The organism is Kineococcus endophyticus (assembly GCF_040796495.1).
Classification (GTDB): Bacteria; Actinomycetota; Actinomycetes; order Actinomycetales; family Kineococcaceae; genus Kineococcus; species Kineococcus endophyticus.
Genome location: NZ_JBFNQN010000022.1, coordinates 17,971 through 33,019, shown reverse-complemented (window position 1 = coordinate 33,019; position 15,049 = coordinate 17,971). Strand labels below are relative to the sequence as shown.

The following is a 15,049-nucleotide window of genomic DNA, read 5'->3' as shown; positions in this document are numbered from 1 at the left end:
CCCCGACCAGGCCGGGGAACTGTCCGACCGCCGCATCCAGATCATGGGCCGCCACCACGGCCACCCCTTCGCGGCCTGGACCCCACTGCAGGCGGCGATCGAACTGGTCGCCCTGCACCACTCCCGCAGCTGCGGCGTCCCCATCGAGTCCGCCCTCACCCACGTCTGGACCGCCCACACCGCCGGCACCGTCGAACGGCCCGTGTGGGAAGCCGTCGCCGCCGGACAGGTCACCGCCCGCCAAGCCCGCACCATCCTGGCCCAGTCCCGCCGCCTCGCCGCCCACACCGGGACCCTCGCCGCAGACGCCGACGGGGAGGTCACCGAAGGTCCCGCGCTCCTCGACGGTGAGGCTCTCGCTCAGGCCCTGGACCGGTTCCACACCACCGCCCTGACCTGGGCCCGCGAGGGCAAGGTCGGCTCGGCCCTGCACGGCCGCTGCTTCCGGCTGCTGGAACGGATGACCCCGCACCACGAACGCGTCGTCCGCCACACCCGACGGCCCGGCCGCGAAGCGGTCCTGACCGACTGCGAGGACGGCGCCAGCGCCCACCTGTCCCTCGAACTCCCCCTCGGCCTGGGCCGGCGGTTGATGACGTTCGCCACCGCCTGCGCCGACGCCACCACCGACCACACCAAGGCCCACGGCCTGCACGACACCCGCGACCACGCCACCAGGGTCAACGACGCCCTCGTCGACGTCCTGCGCGACGGCCTCACGCGGTGGACCCCCGCCACCTCCGACCAAGCCCACCAGCAGCCCGCTGACGAGGACCACCCGGTGACGACCGGCCGCAGTCACCGGCCCGCGACCAGCGTCCACGTCCTGCTGCGCGTCGACGCGACCACCCTGTTCGGTACCGACGAGGACAACGGTGGGGAACTTCCCGAGAACGCGGCGTGGGTCGACGGCCTCGGCCCGGTGTCCATCAAGACGGCGCGGGAACTGGCCGCCGACCCCGACGCCACCTGGCGCAAGGTCGTCACCGCCCCCGGCACCCGGGAGGTGATCGACATCGCCGCCGACGTCTACCGCCCCTCCGCGGCGTTGCGCCGGTTCGTCGTCGCCCGCGACGAGACGTGCCGCGGCCCGGGGTGCGTGCGCCCGGCAGCGGACTGCGACCTGGACCACGTCGTCCCCTGGCCCGAAGGCCCCACCACCGCCGACAACCTCCAAGCCCTGTGCCGGACCCACCACCGGTTCAAGACGCAGTTCGTGTGGGAACACGTCGACGACCGGGCGCGGCGGGTCGCGGCGCTGCGCGCTGCCCGCGAGGCCGACGACCCGCCACCGTTCTGAGCCGCACCACCGGTGATAACCGGATGACCGCCTCGGTTCCCGCGGCTACGGTGGGTTCCGTGCGAGCAGTGGATGGACGCGGTCGGTTCGGGGTGACCCCCCGCGCCACGTGGACCTGCGCACCCACCGTTCCGCCCCCGGGTGGCTGACCCGCAGAGGTCAGCACACCCAGGGACGCCCCGCATTCGCGAGGCGTCCTTTCGTCATTCTCACGGAGTTCCACCATGACCGCCACGACCCACCACACCGATCACGACCACCTGCGGACGGCCCTCGAGGAGACACGAGACGACCGTCGCGTTCTCCTGCAGTCGATCACCGCCGAGGAACTGCTGGCGGCGGAGACCGACCCGGTGATCGCGGCTAGCATCGGCAGCGCGCGACGCATCCTGCAGGAGGTCGAGGAAGCCCTCGCCCGGATGGACGCGGGTGAGTTCGGGTTTTGCGTGCACTGCCGCCGTCCCATCCCGGCAGGACGTCTGGAGTTCCTGCCGCACGCCAGCGGGTGTGTCCCCTGCCTCCAGTCCCAGCGTCGCGCCTAGGATCTCACCGTGGATCCCGTCGCCGCCATCATGCGCAACTGGGACGAGCGCGTCGCCGACCACGTCGTCGCCCACGACGCCGAGGCCTTCGCGGACGATCCGAGCGCCGTCGGGGTCGAGGTGGAGGCCGAGGTCCTCGCCCCGCACCTCCCCGGGGGTTCCCTCGACGGTCTCGACGTCGTGCACCTGCAGTGCCACATCGGCACGGACACGACCAGCCTCGCCCGCCGCGGCGCCCGGGTGGTCGGCACGGACCTGTCCGGGGAGGCGGTCGCGACGGCCCGCCGGCTCGCCGCCCGGGCGGGACTGCCGGACGCCTCGTTCGTGCAGACCGCCAACGAGGACGCCCCCGACGTCCTGGGCCGGCAGTTCGACGTGGTGCTCACCTCGGTGGGGGTGTTCACGTGGCTGGCGGACCTGCGGCGTGGGCGCGGGCGGTGGCGCGTCTCCTGCGACCGGGTGGGGTGTTCCTCGTCCACGACGTCCACCCGACGACGAGTGCTCTGCAGTACGACCGGGACGACGACCTCCTGGTCCTCGGTGAGCCGTACTTCTCCGGTGGTGGTCCGAGCCGGTTCGACGACGGGACCACCTACGCGAGCGACACCCGGATGCAGAACGCCGTCACGTACCAGTGGACGCACGACCTCGGTGAGGTGCTGAACTCCTTGCTGGCGGCGGGACTGCGCATCGAGGCCTTCCACGAACACCGCTCGATCCCGTGGAAGGCGCTGCCCACCCTGGTGCGGGGCGGGCGGGGGTGGGAACTCCCGGAGGGTTCCGCGCAGTGCCCCCTGATGTTCTCCCTCGTCGCGCGCCGGCCCTGAACCCTCACTGCGCCAGCAGGTCCTCGTGGGGGACGACGGCCGCGGACAACGGCTGCGCAGGCACTCCGGCCGCGGCGAACCAGCCCTCGGCCCAGGCGTCCAGGAGGGGCGAGGTGCTCAAACGCCACGGTGTCGCCTCGCGCTCCACCGACCACCCGTGGGCCGCGAACGCGTCGGCGACGTGACCCGTCGCGTCCGGGCCGAGGCCGTGGACGCGCTGGTCGGCGTCGAACCCCTCCGCGACCCCCGGGACCTCGGGTTCGCTCGTCGCTCCGCCTGCGACGGTGAGGACGAAGAGCACCGCCGGCCGCGGGTCGAGGGTCGACAGCACCTCGACCAGACCGGTCGCGACCGGCGCGGGCAGCACGTCGAGCAGGGCCGACCCCACGACGACGTCCGCGCCGGAGAGCACGTCCCGCACCGCGTCCCGGTCGGCGAGGTCCACGGTCGCCGTCGCGACCGAGGCCGCCGCGGGAACGGGGGTCGCCAGCGCCCGGGCCAGGAGGTCCTCGTCGTGGTCGACGAGCACCCACTCCTGCTCGGCCGCCACGCCCAGTTCCTGCAACCGCGGGGCGAGGTGGCGCAGGGTGGACCCCGACCCGGCACCGAGGTCCACGACCCGCACGCGTTCCCGGTCGGTCAGCCGGGCCGCCAGCAACCCCTCCAGGCGCCGGGAGCGCGTGGCGTGGTCCACGGGTTCCCGCAGCGCCAGCCAGTCGGGGTCGAAGTTCTCGAGCTCGGTCACCGTCTCGTCCACAACGTCTCCCTCACGATCCGCGCGGTCTCGTCCCACGTCGCCAGTTCCCGGTCCGCCGCAGCCCGGCGCGTGGCTACCCGAAGCTCGGCCGAGCCGGCCCACCGCCCCAGCGCGGCGCAGACGGCGTCGACGTCCGGCTCGACGACGATGCCGGCGGGCCCGACGAGGTCGGGCAGTTCCCCGCGGTCGGCCACGAGGGACGGGACGCTGCGGACCAGGCCCTCGGCGACGGCCATCCCGTACGGTTCGGACTCCGACAGCAGGACGTGCAGGTCGGCCCGGTCCCACTCCGCCTGCAGCGCAGCGTGGTCGACCGGCCCCAGCAACGTGGTTCCCGGCAGGGCGAAACCCTCGGCGACGGTCCCGGCGCACCGCAACGACCACGGGCCGCCGAGCCGGGCGACGGCCTCGGCGACGAGGCGCTGGCCCTTGCGCCCGCCGACCGTCCCCACGGACAGCAGGCGGTGCGCCCCCCGGGCGACCGACGGGCGGGCCGGGGCCGTCCCGGGTTCGGCGACGACGGCCTGGACCCCGGAGACCTCGAGGACCCGTCGAGCGGCGCTGCGGCTCGGCACGACCACCGCGTCGACGAGACGCAGCGACCGGACCTCCTCGGCGAGGACCGGTTCGGGCGGGACGTCGTCCGCGCGCAGCAGGTGCACGAGCAGGACGAGCCGCACGCGGCCGGAGTGCGCGGCGAGCAGGTCCGGGCGGGCGGAGGCCAGCAGACCGTCGAGCAGGACCGAGGACCCGTCGGGAACCTCGCCGAGCGATCCGACGACCCGGTCCACGACCCCCCGGGCGAGGAGCTCGGCGTCGTAGCGGTTCCCGCCCGTCGGGGCCGACAGGTCGGGGGCGAGGAGGAACCTCACAGCTCCTTCTCGTACGCCGCCCACGCCACGTCGGACTCGCGCAACAGCACCGTGATCCCTGCGAGCCCGGTGACGGCGGGTCCCAGGTCCACCGAGAGGCGGTCAGCGATCCAGCGGCAGAGGAACTCGGTGGAGGTGTTCTGCCCCGCGAACTCCTCGACGTCGTCGAGGTTGCGGTACTCGACCTGGGCGAGCACCGCGCGCAGCACCTGCGACGCCACGCCGATGTCGACGACGAGGCCGTCGCCGTCGAGCTCGACGCGCCGGAACGTCGCCTCGACGACGAACGTCGCGCCGTGCAGGCGCTGGGCCGGGCCGAACACCTCTCCGGTGAAGCTGTGGGCCACCATGAACCGGTCGCGGACCGTCAACGAGAACATGCCGAACTCCTCAGTAGCTGAACCGGTGGCAGAGGGCGTCGCCGCCCACGGCGGCGATCCCGGGCAGGACCTCCGCGGACCGCTCGAACGGGGTCACCCCGTCGAGCAGGGCGTCGAACCGCTCGTCGCACAACAGGTCCAGCGCCAGCGCGAGCCGGCGCCGCGTCGTCCAGCGCGGCGCACGGGCCGGCGGGACCCGCCCCACCTGCGACGCGCGGATCGTCAGCCGCCGGGAGTGGAAACCCTCCCCCAAGCCGACCTCCACGCTGCGGTCGCCGTACCAGCTCATCTCCGCCAGCAGGCCCTCGTCGCCGAGCAGCTGCAACCCCGTCGTGAGCCCCGGACCCGTTCCGCTGGTGTGCAGGACGACGTCGCGTTCGCGCCGCGCGTCGTCGGGCGCGACGAGCCGGAACCCGAGCCGTTCCGCGGTTCCCGCGCGGTCGGTGCGCACGTCGACGGCCGCGACGTCGGTGCCCGGGACGCGCGCGGCGAGCGTCGCCACGAGCAGTCCGAGCACCCCCGCACCGACGACGCTGACCCGGTCGCCGATGCCGAGACCGGCGTCCCAGACGCCGTTCACCGCGGTCTCCAGCATCCCGGCCAGCACCGCCCGACCGGGCGACACGGCGGCGGGCACGGGCAGCACGGACGAGGCGGGCACGACGTACCGGTCCTGGTGGGGGTGCAGGCAGAACACCCTGCGCCCCACGAGGTCCTGGGCCCGTGGCCCGGCCTGCTCGACGGTGCCGACGGACAGGTACCCGTACTTCACGGGGAAGGGGAACTCCCCGGACTGGAACGGGGCCCGCATGGTGTCGTGCTGGCTCGAGGGGACCGCCCCGGCGAGGACGAGGGCCTCGGTCCCGCGGCTGACGGCCGAGAACTCCGTCCGGATCTCCACGTCGGCGGTGCCCAGCACGGGCAGCAGTTCCTCGCGCAGTTCGACCTGACCCGGCCCGGTCGTCCACAGCGCGTGCGCCACGCTCACGCGCCCGCCTCCAACCGTGAGGTGACGAACTCCCGGACGGCCGACTCCCAGCCCTGCGGGTCCACGTTCCACTCCTTCGTGTGCCGCGCGGTGCTGCTGGCGACGTAGGTGATGAGGTCCGGACGTGCCTGCGCCAGCCGCTGCGACGGCCCGGACGGCACGTAGTCGTCGGCGTCGGAGTGCAGGAGCAGGACCGGCAGCTGCAGTTCCTGGGCCCGGCGCACCCAGTCCATGGCCCGCAGGTCGACGGGGCCGGAGACTCCCACGAGGCGACGGCCCACGGGGTGCCCGAGCAGCTGCAACCCCAGGCGCCCCAGGCGGACCGGAACCCCGGCCTGGCGGGCCTGGTGGTCCAGCACGTCGAACCAGTCGACGACGGGACCGTCCAGCACGAGGGCCGTGACGTGCTCGGCCAGGGGCGAGCGGGCCACGAACTGCAGGACGATCGCGCCGCCCATCGACCAGCCGACGAGCAGCAGCCGCCGCGCGCCGCGGTCCAGGGCGTACCGGGCGACGGCCTCGACGTCGCGCCACTCGGTGTCGCCCAGGCCGTACAGGCCGGGTTTCACGGTCGGGGCGTCGGCGTCGTTGCGGTAGGCCGGGACGAGGCACGGCACCCCCAGCGCGTGCAGCACGGGAACGGCGCGCAGCGCCTCCTCGCGCGTCGCCCCGCGACCGTGGACGAGCACGGCCCAGGTGTCGGAACCGCCGTCGACGGGACCCGGGAGCGACCAGCAGGGCAGCGCACCGACGTCGCTGGGGACGAGGACGTCCTCGTGCGGCAGGCCGAGGGCCACGGCCGGGTCGCCGGCGAAGTAGTACTGGTTCCAGCGCGCCCGGCCCGGGGCGGGGGTTCCGGCGTCGACCCCGAGCAGCTCGCGCGTGACGCGCTCCTCGCGGCTCTCGAGGACCTCCCCGACCCGGAAGTGCCCGCGGCCGCCGTCGGTCCAGACGCCGTACCGGCCGGGAACGACCGTGTCGACCGTGGCCGACAGCACGACGCGGTGCGGGCCGACCTGCAGGACCTCGAGGTCGTCCGGCTTGTGGCGGCGAGGGGTCACGACGGCGCGGGCGAAGGAGACCGCGGTCGCCGTCAGGGCGGCTCCCGTCAGGGTCGCGGCGGCGGCCGTCGCGACAGCCCCGACCGCGGCGGCGCGGCGGCCGTTCACGCACCGCCCCGCAGGGCGAGCCGGACCAGCGGGACCTGCAGCGGCAGCCGGGCCGTCGTGACGACGCGGGCGCGGGTGGAGCCGGATCGCCAGGCGTCGACGGCCATCTGGGCGTTGGCGGGCCACACGGCCACCAGGAATGCGGCCGCCGCACGGGAGGTGGCGCGTCGCGTCGCGGGCACCGCGTACCCCGCCGCCAGGCCGAGCTCCGCGACCCCCGAGGCCAGGGTCCAGGCCCGCGCCGACCCGGGCAGGGCCCGGGGGACGATGACGTCGAAACCGCGGGGGCGCAGGAAGTGCGCCACCCCGGCCACGCCGAAGAGCGCCGCGGGAGCGACCCACCGCGGCACCGCACGACTGCTCCGGCCCCGGGGTGTCGACGCGATCACGGCCCCGATCCTGCCCGACACCGGGCTGCTGGGCGCACCCGCCCCCGTTAGGGTCGCGGACGTGCCTGCCGAGAACGAGTCGCCCCACGCCGCGCCCTGGACCGTCGTCGTGCTCACGGAGGAGGCCTTCGGCGACGTCGACGCCCGCAACGTCGCGCAGCTGCACGCCGCCGAACGCGCCGAGGGGCAGGACGTCCGCCACCTCGTCCTCGTGCCGGCCGACACCCAGCGCAGCCTGCTCGCCGACGTCGTCGACAAGCTGAGCCTCGGGGAGCTGAAGGAGGCCCTCGCCGACCTGCGCGCCGGGAGGCCGGACGCCCAGGAGGCCCGCGCCGACGCCGAGACCGCCCTGCGCGCCACGGTCGAGGCCCTGCGCGCCGAGGGCCTCACGGCACAGGGCCGGACCACCGAGGACGACCCGTTGCCAGCGGTCCGCACGGCGCTGGCCGAGGAGCCGGACGCCCGCGAGCTCGTCGTCGTGACCCGCCCGCACGCCGTCGAGGACACGTTCCACGCCGACTGGGCCTCGCGGGCGCGCGACAGCCTCGGGGTGCCCGTCCTGCACGTGTACGCGGGCACGACCCGCCTGGGCTGACGGAACGCCACACGGAACACAGCACGGACCGGAGGGGTTGAGGAGGACATGACTGCGCACACGCCCGAGACCAGCAGCAAGACGTACAGCGTGACGAAGACGGACGCGGAGTGGCGCGCGCAGCTGGACCCTCAGGAGTACCAGGTGCTGCGCCAGGCCGGGACCGAGCGCCCCTTCACAGGTGAGTACGAGGACACGACGACCGAGGGTGTCTACGCCTGTCGTGCCTGCGGGGCCGAGTTGTTCACGAGCTCGGAGAAGTTCGCCTCGCACTGCGGGTGGCCGTCGTTCTTCGACCCGAAGGACTCCGACGCCGTCGAACTGCTCGAGGACGACTCCCTCGGCATGCGCCGCGTCGAGGTGCGTTGCGCCACCTGCGGTTCGCACCTCGGTCACGTCTTCGAGGGCGAGGGCTACCCCACGCCCACCGACCAGCGGTACTGCATCAACTCGATCAGCCTCAGCCTGCGGCCGACGCAGGCCTGAGGCAGGCTGGGCTGCATGAGCGAGCAGCCCTACGAACCCCGCGATCCCGACGTCGACCCGCTGGCGGACCCCGACCTCCAGCAGGTCGACTCGGACGCGTCCCCCTCGGCCGACGACCCCGAGGTCCTCTCCTCCGACACGCTCATGCGCGACGACCAGGACGACCAGGGCTGGGAGCCGGAGAACCACCTCAGCAACTTCACCGCCGAGATCATCGAGGACGGCGACCGGGACTCCGAGACCCTCGACGAGCGGCTGGCTCAGGAGGAACCGGACGTCGACGCCACCCGCGCGGGTGACGCCGACTCCGAGGCGGACTACCGCCAGGTCTGAGGTCCCTCAGGGCAGGGCGTTGACGAGCTCGGGCAGCTCGACGCGCGGCCCGGTGAAGAACGGGACCTCCTCGCGGACGTGGCGGCGGGCCTCGGTGGCCCGCAGGTCGCGCATGAGGTCGACGATGCGGTGCAGCTCGTCGGCCTCGAACGCGAGGACCCACTCGTAGTCGCCCAACGCGAACGCGGACACGGTGTTGGCGCGCACGTCCTCGTAGGACCGTGCCGCCAGCCCGTGGTCGCGCAGCATCGTGCGGCGCTCGGCGTCGGGCAGCAGGTACCAGTCGTAGGACCGGACGAACGGGTAGACGCAGACGTAGTCGCGGGCCCGGTCCCCCGACATGAAGGCCGGGACGTGACCGCGGTTGAACTCCGCGGGACGGTGCAGGCCGACGACCGACCAGACGGGTGCGAGGTGGCGCCCGAGGCGGGTGCGGCGCAGGCGGCGGTAGGCCTCCTGGACGAGCTCGATGGTCGGGGCGTACCACCAGACCATGACGTCGGCGTCGGCGCGCAGGCCGGCGACGTCGTAGAGGCCGCGGACGACGAGGCCCTTGCCGGTCAGTTCCTCGAGCAGGCCCGCGACCTCGTCGGTCATCTCGGCCCGGTCGGCGTCACCGAGGGTGGTCTCGACGGCGAAGACCGACCACATCGCGTAGGCGATGGTGTCGTTGATCTCGTCGGCGGTCGGGCCCGTGGTGGTGGTCGTGTCGGACATGGCCCCAGTCTCCCCCAGGGCTCCTCAGGCCACTGCGGCGGCCGCCCGGTGGGCCGCCGCGATGCACGCAGGGACGCCGACGCCGTCCAGGACGGACCCGCACACGGCCAGCCCTCCGGCCGCCGCGACCGCGGTGCGCAGCCGGGCGACGCGGTCCACGTGACCGACGGCGTACTGCGGCAGGCCGTCCACCCAGCGCACGACGGCCTGGTCGACGGGGTGCAGCTCGCGGCCGAGCAGGGCGGAGGCGTCCTGCGTCGCCCAGCGGACGACGTCCGCGTCGTCGGCCTGGAGCGCCTCGGTCTCGCGGGCCCGGCCCAGGGAGACGCGCAGGACCGCGAGCTCGTCGCTCTGCGCGCCCACCCAGCCCCACTTGCGCCCGGACAGCGTCAGGGCCTTGGCGCGCAGCCCCCGACCGGCCCCGACGACGGGCGGGACGAGGACCCCGGACCCGGTCAGCCCGTCGAGGTCGGCGGCCGGGACGGCGAGCGCCGTGATGACCATGCTCGCGGTCTCGACGTCGGCGAGCTCGGCCGCGGCGGCGGGCACCTCGGTGGCCAGCAGCCGGGCGGCGGCGGGGGCGGGCGCGGCCAGCACGACGGCGTCGGCGTCGAGGACCCCGTCGGGGGTGCGGACGCGCCAGCCGCCGGCGGTGCGGGTCAGCTCGCGCACGGGGGTCCCGGTCCGCACGTCGGCGCCGTGGGCGAGCAGGTGCTCGTGCAGGGCGAGCGGCAGCCGGGCCAGGCCGCCGTCGACGCCGGCGAAGACGGGTCCGGTCACCGTCGGCGCGGGGCCGAGTCCGGTGAGCAGGGAGCCGCCGCGGACGGCGTGCTGCCAGAGCGCGGGGACGGTGGCCTGCAACGACAGTCGTCGGGCGTGCCCGGCGTAGACCCCGCCGAGGAGCGGTTCGACGAGCCGGTCGACGACGTCCTGCCCGACGCGGTCGGCGACGTAGTCGGCGACGCTGACGGCGTGCTCGAGGGGGGCCGCGGGACGGTCGGGTTCGGTGCGGACGCGCTCGACGGCGTCGGGGGCGAGCAGCCCCTGGACGGACGCGGCCGTGCGGGGCACGCCCATGAGGGTCCCGGCGGGCAGGGGGCTGAGCCCGGCGGCGGTCGCGACGGAGGCGGTCGTCGTGGCGGGGTTGACGAGCGGCAGGTCCAGCTCGCGGGCCAGCGTCGTCCCCTCGGGCCGGCGGGCCAGCATCGACTCGGCGCCGAGGTCGACGGTCAGTCCCCCGACGTCGGCGCGCTGCAGGACGCCGCCGACGTGACCTGCGGCCTCCAGGACCGTGACGTCGCAGGTCTGGAGGAGGTCGCGGGCGGCGACGAGCCCGGAGATGCCCGCGCCGACGACGACCACGTGCCGACGGTGGGGGGCACGCGTGGTCACCTCCGCCACGCGTGGACCTCCTCCACGAGGCGGGGCAGCACGTCCGGGTCGGCGGTCGGGGGGACGCCGTGGCCGAGGTTGACGACGTGCCCGGCGCCGGCGCGCTGGCCCTCGCGCAGGATGCGGTGCAGGTCCTCGCGCAGGACCTCCCAGGGCGCGAAGAGCAGCGCGGGGTCGAGGTTGCCCTGGACGGCGACGGGACGGCCGGCCCCCTCGCGGCCGCGGGCGGCGCCGACGTCGAGCGGCACGCGGAAGTCGACGCCGAGGACGTCGACGCCGCCGTCGACGGCGGCCATCGCGCCGAGCAGTTCCCCGGTGCCGGTGCCGAAGTGGGTGCGCGGCACGCCGAGGTCGCGGACGGCGCCGAGGGCGGTCGCGGAGTGCGGTGCCACGAGCCGTTCGTAGACCGCCAGCGGCAGGGACCCGACCCAGGAGTCGAAGAGCTGCACCGCGGAGGCGCCGGCGAGGACCTGGGCGCGCAGGAAGGTGCCGGTGATCTGGGCCAGGCGGGCGGCGAGGTCGTGCCACAGCTGCGGGTCGGCGTGCATCAACGCCTTGGTGTGCAGCAGGTCCCGCGAGGGCCCGCCCTCGACGAGGTAGCTGGCGAGGGTGAAGGGGGCACCGGCGAACCCGATGAGCGGGACGTCCCCGAGCTGTTCCGTCGTCAGCCGCACGGCGTCGGTGATGTGCTGCAGGGCGTCGAGGGAGAGCTCGGGGATGCGGTCGAGGTCGGCGCGGGTGCGCACGGGTTCGGCGATGACGGGACCGGTGCCGGGGACGATCTCGACGCCCACGCCGGCCGCCTCGAGCGGGACGACGATGTCGGAGTAGAAGACGGCCGCGTCCACGTCGTAGCGCCGCACCGGCTGCAGGGTGATCTCCGCCACGAGCTCGGGTCGGCGGCAGGACTCGAGCATGGTGGTGCCGGCCCGGACGGCGCGGTACTCCGGCAGGGAGCGGCCCGCCTGGCGCATGAACCAGACCGGGGTGCGGGAGGGGCTGGTCCCGCCGCGTGCGGCGTGCAGGTACGGGGAGGTCTGGTCGGGCACGCTCTGGTCAGGCACGGAGGCGATGCTCCCACGGCGTGGCTGCACCCCCGCCGGGGGCGGGGATGCCTACGCTCCCTGGCGTGACCGCTCACCGAGGACGCTCAGGACCTGGTGCGCCCGGCGTCCCCGTCGCCTTCGAGGCGGCCGTGGCGGCGGTGCGCGAGGTCCGGTTGCGCTCGGAGCTGGTGCTCACGGAGGTCCCGGCGCCCGCCCGGATCGCGCCGCACTCGTGGGCCGTGGCCGGGGACGTCGTCCTGGACGGCGACGAGCTGGCCACCGGCCGGTTCATCCTGCTGCACGACCCGTCGGCGCCGCAGGAGTGGGGCGGGGAGTTCCGCGTCGTCACGTACGCGCGTGCCGACCTCGAGGCCGAACTGGGCGCGGACCCGTTGCTGGGTCAGGTCGGCTGGTCGTGGCTGGAGGACGGTCTGGCGCACGCCGGTGCGGAGGCGACCGGGGTCGGCGGCACGGTGACGCGGGTGCTGTCCGAGGGCTACGGCGCCCTCGCCGACCGGGAGGCGTCGGTGGACGTCGAGCTGCGGGCGTCGTGGACGCCCCGCGACCCCGCGGGGCTGCCGGCCCACCTGCAGGCGTGGGGCGAACTGGTCTGCACGGTGGCGGGGCTGCCGCCGTTGCCCGAGGGCGTCGTGTCCCTCGGCCGCCGCACCCACTGACGCACAAACGTTCAAGGACCGCCCCCGGGTGGCCGATCACCTCCTCAGTACCAGAGGTGCACCCGCCAGGGGTGCGCCCGATCGCCTGCAGGAGGACGACGGTGACTGCGCTCGTCGAACGCCCCGGGATGGCCGTTCCTTCCCGTCTCGGCCGCTTCGCGGCCCTCGTCGCCGTCGCGGACCCCGCGGTGCGCGAATCGGTGACGCGCACGCTGCGCATGCTCGGCGCCGTGAACGTCGAGCACGCCACGAGCGTGGCCCAGGCCCGCGCGATGGCCCGCACGGGTCCGCGCGCGCTGTTCATCGCCGACGCCGGGCTGCCCGACGGCTCCGGCGCCCAGCTCGTCTCCGAGCTGCGCGCGGCCGGCTGGAACCGCTGCGTCGTGCTCTCCTCGAACGCCGACCCGTTCGCCGTGCGCGGTGCGGTCGCGGCCGGGGTCCGCTGCTACCTCGTCACCACGCGCCCCGAGGGCGTCGGGTTCGAGGGTCGCGGCGGGGAGTCCGGTGTGGACTCGCTGTCCGAGCGTGAGGTCGAGGTGCTGCAGCACGTCGCCGACGGCCGCTCCAACAAGGACACCGGCGCCCTGCTGGGCCTGTCCGCGCTGACGGTCAAGAGCCACCTGGCCCGCATCGCCCGCAAGCTCGGCACGGGCGACCGCGCCGAGATGGTCGCGATCACCCTGCGCGCAGGTGTGATCCAGTGACTTGAGCGCACCACCGGTCACGTACGGTGGTGCGGTGACGAACACGCCGACGGAGCAGCAGGAACAGGTCGCCGAACCTGAGCTGCCGCTGCTGTCGGCCCCCGCCGACGGCCTGCCGCCCGTCGTGGCCGACGAGGCCGCGCTGGCGCAGGTCGTCGCTGCGTTCGCGGCCGGGACGGGCCCCGTCGCCGTCGACGCCGAACGCGCCTCGGGCTACCGGTACGGCCAGCGCGCCTTCCTCGTGCAGCTGCGCCGCGAGGGGGCCGGCACCGCCCTGATCGACCCCGCCGCCCTGCCGGACCTGTCCTCCCTCGGCGAGGCGCTGCAGGGCGTGGAGTGGGTGCTGCACGCCGCGAACCAGGACCTGCCCTGCCTGGCGGAGCTGGGCATGCACCCGAGCACCCTGTTCGACACCGAACTCGGGTCGCGGATCGCGGGGTTGCCGCGCGTGGGCCTCGGCGCGGTCGTCGAGGAACTGCTGGGCCTGCGGCTGGCCAAGGAGCACTCGGCCGTCGACTGGTCCACCCGGCCGCTGCCCGAACCCTGGTTGACGTACGCGGCGCTGGACGTCGAGGTCCTCGTGCGCCTGCGCGACGCGCTCGCCGAACGCCTTGCCGCACAAGGCAAGCTGGAGTGGGCACGGCAGGAGTTCGAGCACGTCGCGACGACTCCCCCGCCCCCGCCGCCGGCCGAGCCGTGGCGCAGGACGTCCGGATTGCACGCCGTCCGCTCCCGCCGCCAGCTGGCCGTGGTCCGCGAACTGTGGCTGGCCCGCGACGCCGAGGCGCGGCGCAAGGACACCTCCCCGGGGCGTCTGCTGCCGGACTCCGCCATCGTGGCGGCGGCCCGCGCGATGCCCCGCACGCCCCAGGCCCTCGCGGAGACGTCCGGGTTCACCGGACGCGCGTCCCGGTCGCGGCTGTCGCTGTGGGCGGACGCCGTCGCCGCCGGCCTGGGGCTGCCAGACGCGGACCTGCCGGCCCACCAGCCGCGTGGGGACGGTCCCCCGCCGCCGCGCGCCTGGGCGTCCAAGGACCCCGAGGCCGCGGCACGGTTGAACGCCGCGCGCGCCGCCGTGACGGCCGTGGCCGACGAGCACGGGCTGCCCGTCGAGAACGTCCTGCAGCCCGACGCGTTGCGTCGCCTCGCGTGGGCGCCGCCGACCCCGCTGGAGGAGTCCTCCGTCCGCGACGCGCTGGCCGCGCGCGGGGCCCGGGGCTGGCAGCTCGACCTCGTCGCCGCCCCGCTCGTGCAGGCGATGGCGACCGCCGTGGTGGAGGACACCGCCGCACCGCTGGACGCCTGACGGTCGCGGGCTGAGCACGACGACACCGTTCGCCTTGCCGGGTTCGCCCGAGTGGGGGATGGTCGTCCCGGTCACGAAGTGGTGACGGTGTCGACGGTGACGGAGCTGGACGTGGAACGTCTCACCCTGGACGAGCAGTTGTCCGCCGCTGCGATGGCGCGGCACTGGGTCTGCGACCACTGCCCCGACGAGCACCTGCCGGTCGCCCGCCGCTGGATCGCCGAACTGCTGACGAGCGAACTTGTCCAGAACGCCCTGGACCACGGGCGCGGGCCCGTCGTGCTGTCCCTGACCCACGACGAGGAGGGCATCCTCGTCGGCATCACCGACGGCGACGACCGCGTCCCCACGCTGCGCGCGCAGTCGCCGCAGGCCACCGACGGTCGCGGCATCGCCCTCGTCGACGCGCTCGCCACCGCCTGGGGCGTCTACCGCAGCGACGAGGTCGGCGGGCAGGCCGAGGACGAGAGCGCCACCTGGTGGCCGCAGCCCCGTGACGAGGGGTCCCCGGCCAAGACCGTCTGGTTCCACCTCGCGACACGCTGACCCGTCCGGGCGACGACGACACT

At 74.9% G+C, this 15,049-nt stretch carries 19 protein-coding genes and 1 pseudogene; 10 read left to right on the top strand and 10 right to left on the bottom strand.

Annotated elements, in window-relative coordinates; translation table 11 throughout:
- Nucleotides 1–1,300: HNH endonuclease signature motif containing protein (locus AB1207_RS23695; RefSeq protein ID WP_367641224.1), on the top strand; the 1,300-nt coding region annotated here is incomplete at its 5' end.
- Between the two features lie 209 nt (nucleotides 1,301–1,509).
- Here the strand turns inward: AB1207_RS23695 and AB1207_RS24550 are convergent.
- The gene (locus AB1207_RS24550; RefSeq protein WP_496204305.1) at nucleotides 1,510–2,028 is read right to left on the bottom strand and encodes a hypothetical protein; all 519 of its coding nucleotides are present in this window, start codon (nucleotides 2,026–2,028) and stop codon (nucleotides 1,510–1,512) included.
- Here AB1207_RS24550 and AB1207_RS23685 point away from each other — a divergent pair.
- Nucleotides 1,963–2,208, top strand: a pseudogene (locus AB1207_RS23685) (methyltransferase domain-containing protein); the annotation flags it as partial. The gene AB1207_RS24550 and the pseudogene AB1207_RS23685 overlap by 66 nt on opposite strands.
- A 38-nt stretch (nucleotides 2,209–2,246) precedes the next feature.
- Nucleotides 2,247–2,669, top strand: a complete 423-nt coding sequence (locus tag AB1207_RS23680; protein ID WP_367641228.1) for a hypothetical protein — start codon at nucleotides 2,247–2,249, stop codon at nucleotides 2,667–2,669.
- 4 nt (nucleotides 2,670–2,673) lie between these two features.
- Here the strand turns inward: AB1207_RS23680 and AB1207_RS23675 are convergent, their stop codons facing one another.
- From AB1207_RS23675 to AB1207_RS23650, 6 genes are read right to left on the bottom strand one after another with little or no spacing between them, the layout of a single operon-like run.
- Entirely contained in the window at nucleotides 2,674–3,426 is a 753-nt protein-coding gene (locus AB1207_RS23675) for an SAM-dependent methyltransferase (protein WP_367641221.1), read from the bottom strand.
- Nucleotides 3,411–4,298: a glycosyltransferase gene (locus AB1207_RS23670; protein ID WP_367641220.1), complete on the bottom strand. Its 888-nt coding sequence runs from the start codon at nucleotides 4,296–4,298 to the stop codon at nucleotides 3,411–3,413. The genes AB1207_RS23675 and AB1207_RS23670 overlap by 16 nt, the downstream gene beginning before the upstream one ends.
- Nucleotides 4,295–4,678 (bottom strand): 6-pyruvoyl trahydropterin synthase family protein, encoded by a 384-nt coding sequence (locus AB1207_RS23665; protein WP_367641218.1) that lies wholly within the window; start codon nucleotides 4,676–4,678, stop codon nucleotides 4,295–4,297. Before AB1207_RS23665 ends, AB1207_RS23670 begins: the two co-directional genes overlap by 4 nt.
- A gap of 10 nt (nucleotides 4,679–4,688) precedes the next feature.
- Entirely contained in the window at nucleotides 4,689–5,666 is a 978-nt protein-coding gene (locus AB1207_RS23660; protein WP_367641216.1) for a zinc-dependent alcohol dehydrogenase, read from the bottom strand.
- Entirely contained in the window at nucleotides 5,663–6,835 is a 1,173-nt protein-coding gene (locus AB1207_RS23655) for an alpha/beta hydrolase family protein (protein WP_367641215.1), read from the bottom strand. Before AB1207_RS23655 ends, AB1207_RS23660 begins: the two co-directional genes overlap by 4 nt.
- Nucleotides 6,832–7,185: a DoxX family protein gene (locus tag AB1207_RS23650; RefSeq protein ID WP_367641213.1), complete on the bottom strand. Its 354-nt coding sequence runs from the start codon at nucleotides 7,183–7,185 to the stop codon at nucleotides 6,832–6,834. Before AB1207_RS23650 ends, AB1207_RS23655 begins: the two co-directional genes overlap by 4 nt.
- A 100-nt stretch (nucleotides 7,186–7,285) precedes the next feature.
- Here AB1207_RS23650 and AB1207_RS23645 point away from each other — a divergent pair, with 100 nt between their 5' ends.
- From AB1207_RS23645 to AB1207_RS23635, 3 genes are read left to right on the top strand one after another with little or no spacing between them, the layout of a single operon-like run.
- On the top strand, nucleotides 7,286–7,819 hold the full coding sequence (locus tag AB1207_RS23645; protein ID WP_367641212.1) for a hypothetical protein: 534 nt from the start codon (nucleotides 7,286–7,288) through the stop codon (nucleotides 7,817–7,819).
- Between the two features lie 48 nt (nucleotides 7,820–7,867).
- A complete protein-coding gene (msrB, locus tag AB1207_RS23640; RefSeq protein WP_367641210.1) occupies nucleotides 7,868–8,305 on the top strand; it encodes a peptide-methionine (R)-S-oxide reductase MsrB in 438 nt (145 codons plus the stop codon).
- 15 nt (nucleotides 8,306–8,320) lie between these two features.
- A complete protein-coding gene (locus AB1207_RS23635; RefSeq protein WP_367641209.1) occupies nucleotides 8,321–8,638 on the top strand; it encodes a hypothetical protein in 318 nt (105 codons plus the stop codon).
- Between the two features lie 6 nt (nucleotides 8,639–8,644).
- Here AB1207_RS23635 and hemQ read toward each other — a convergent pair whose 3' ends face one another.
- From hemQ to hemE, 3 genes are read right to left on the bottom strand one after another with little or no spacing between them, the layout of a single operon-like run.
- Nucleotides 8,645–9,355, bottom strand: coding sequence for a hydrogen peroxide-dependent heme synthase (gene hemQ, locus AB1207_RS23630; RefSeq protein WP_367641207.1), 711 nt, complete (start codon nucleotides 9,353–9,355; stop codon nucleotides 8,645–8,647).
- 24 nt (nucleotides 9,356–9,379) lie between these two features.
- Nucleotides 9,380–10,756 carry a protoporphyrinogen oxidase gene (gene hemG, locus AB1207_RS23625; RefSeq protein WP_367641206.1) on the bottom strand — a complete coding sequence of 459 codons (1,377 nt, stop codon included), beginning with the start codon at nucleotides 10,754–10,756 and terminating at the stop codon, nucleotides 9,380–9,382.
- Complete coding sequence (hemE, locus tag AB1207_RS23620) at nucleotides 10,744–11,841, bottom strand: uroporphyrinogen decarboxylase (protein WP_437179015.1); 1,098 nt, start codon at nucleotides 11,839–11,841, stop codon at nucleotides 10,744–10,746. Before hemE ends, hemG begins: the two co-directional genes overlap by 13 nt.
- Nucleotides 11,842–11,858: 17 nt before the next feature.
- Here hemE and AB1207_RS23615 point away from each other — a divergent pair, with 17 nt between their 5' ends.
- The 4 genes from AB1207_RS23615 to AB1207_RS23600 all read left to right on the top strand — a co-directional run bounded on the left by AB1207_RS23615 (nucleotide 11,859) and on the right by AB1207_RS23600 (nucleotide 15,026).
- Nucleotides 11,859–12,470 carry a DUF3000 domain-containing protein gene (locus AB1207_RS23615; RefSeq protein ID WP_367641204.1) on the top strand — a complete coding sequence of 204 codons (612 nt, stop codon included), beginning with the start codon at nucleotides 11,859–11,861 and terminating at the stop codon, nucleotides 12,468–12,470.
- Between the two features lie 101 nt (nucleotides 12,471–12,571).
- The gene (locus AB1207_RS23610) at nucleotides 12,572–13,174 is read left to right on the top strand and encodes a LuxR C-terminal-related transcriptional regulator (RefSeq protein ID WP_179754984.1); all 603 of its coding nucleotides are present in this window, start codon (nucleotides 12,572–12,574) and stop codon (nucleotides 13,172–13,174) included.
- A gap of 34 nt (nucleotides 13,175–13,208) precedes the next feature.
- Nucleotides 13,209–14,480 (top strand): HRDC domain-containing protein, encoded by a 1,272-nt coding sequence (locus tag AB1207_RS23605; RefSeq protein WP_367641203.1) that lies wholly within the window; start codon nucleotides 13,209–13,211, stop codon nucleotides 14,478–14,480.
- 96 nt (nucleotides 14,481–14,576) lie between these two features.
- Nucleotides 14,577–15,026 (top strand): ATP-binding protein, encoded by a 450-nt coding sequence (locus AB1207_RS23600; RefSeq protein WP_367641201.1) that lies wholly within the window; start codon nucleotides 14,577–14,579, stop codon nucleotides 15,024–15,026.
- Nucleotides 15,027–15,049: the final 23 nt, after the last annotated feature.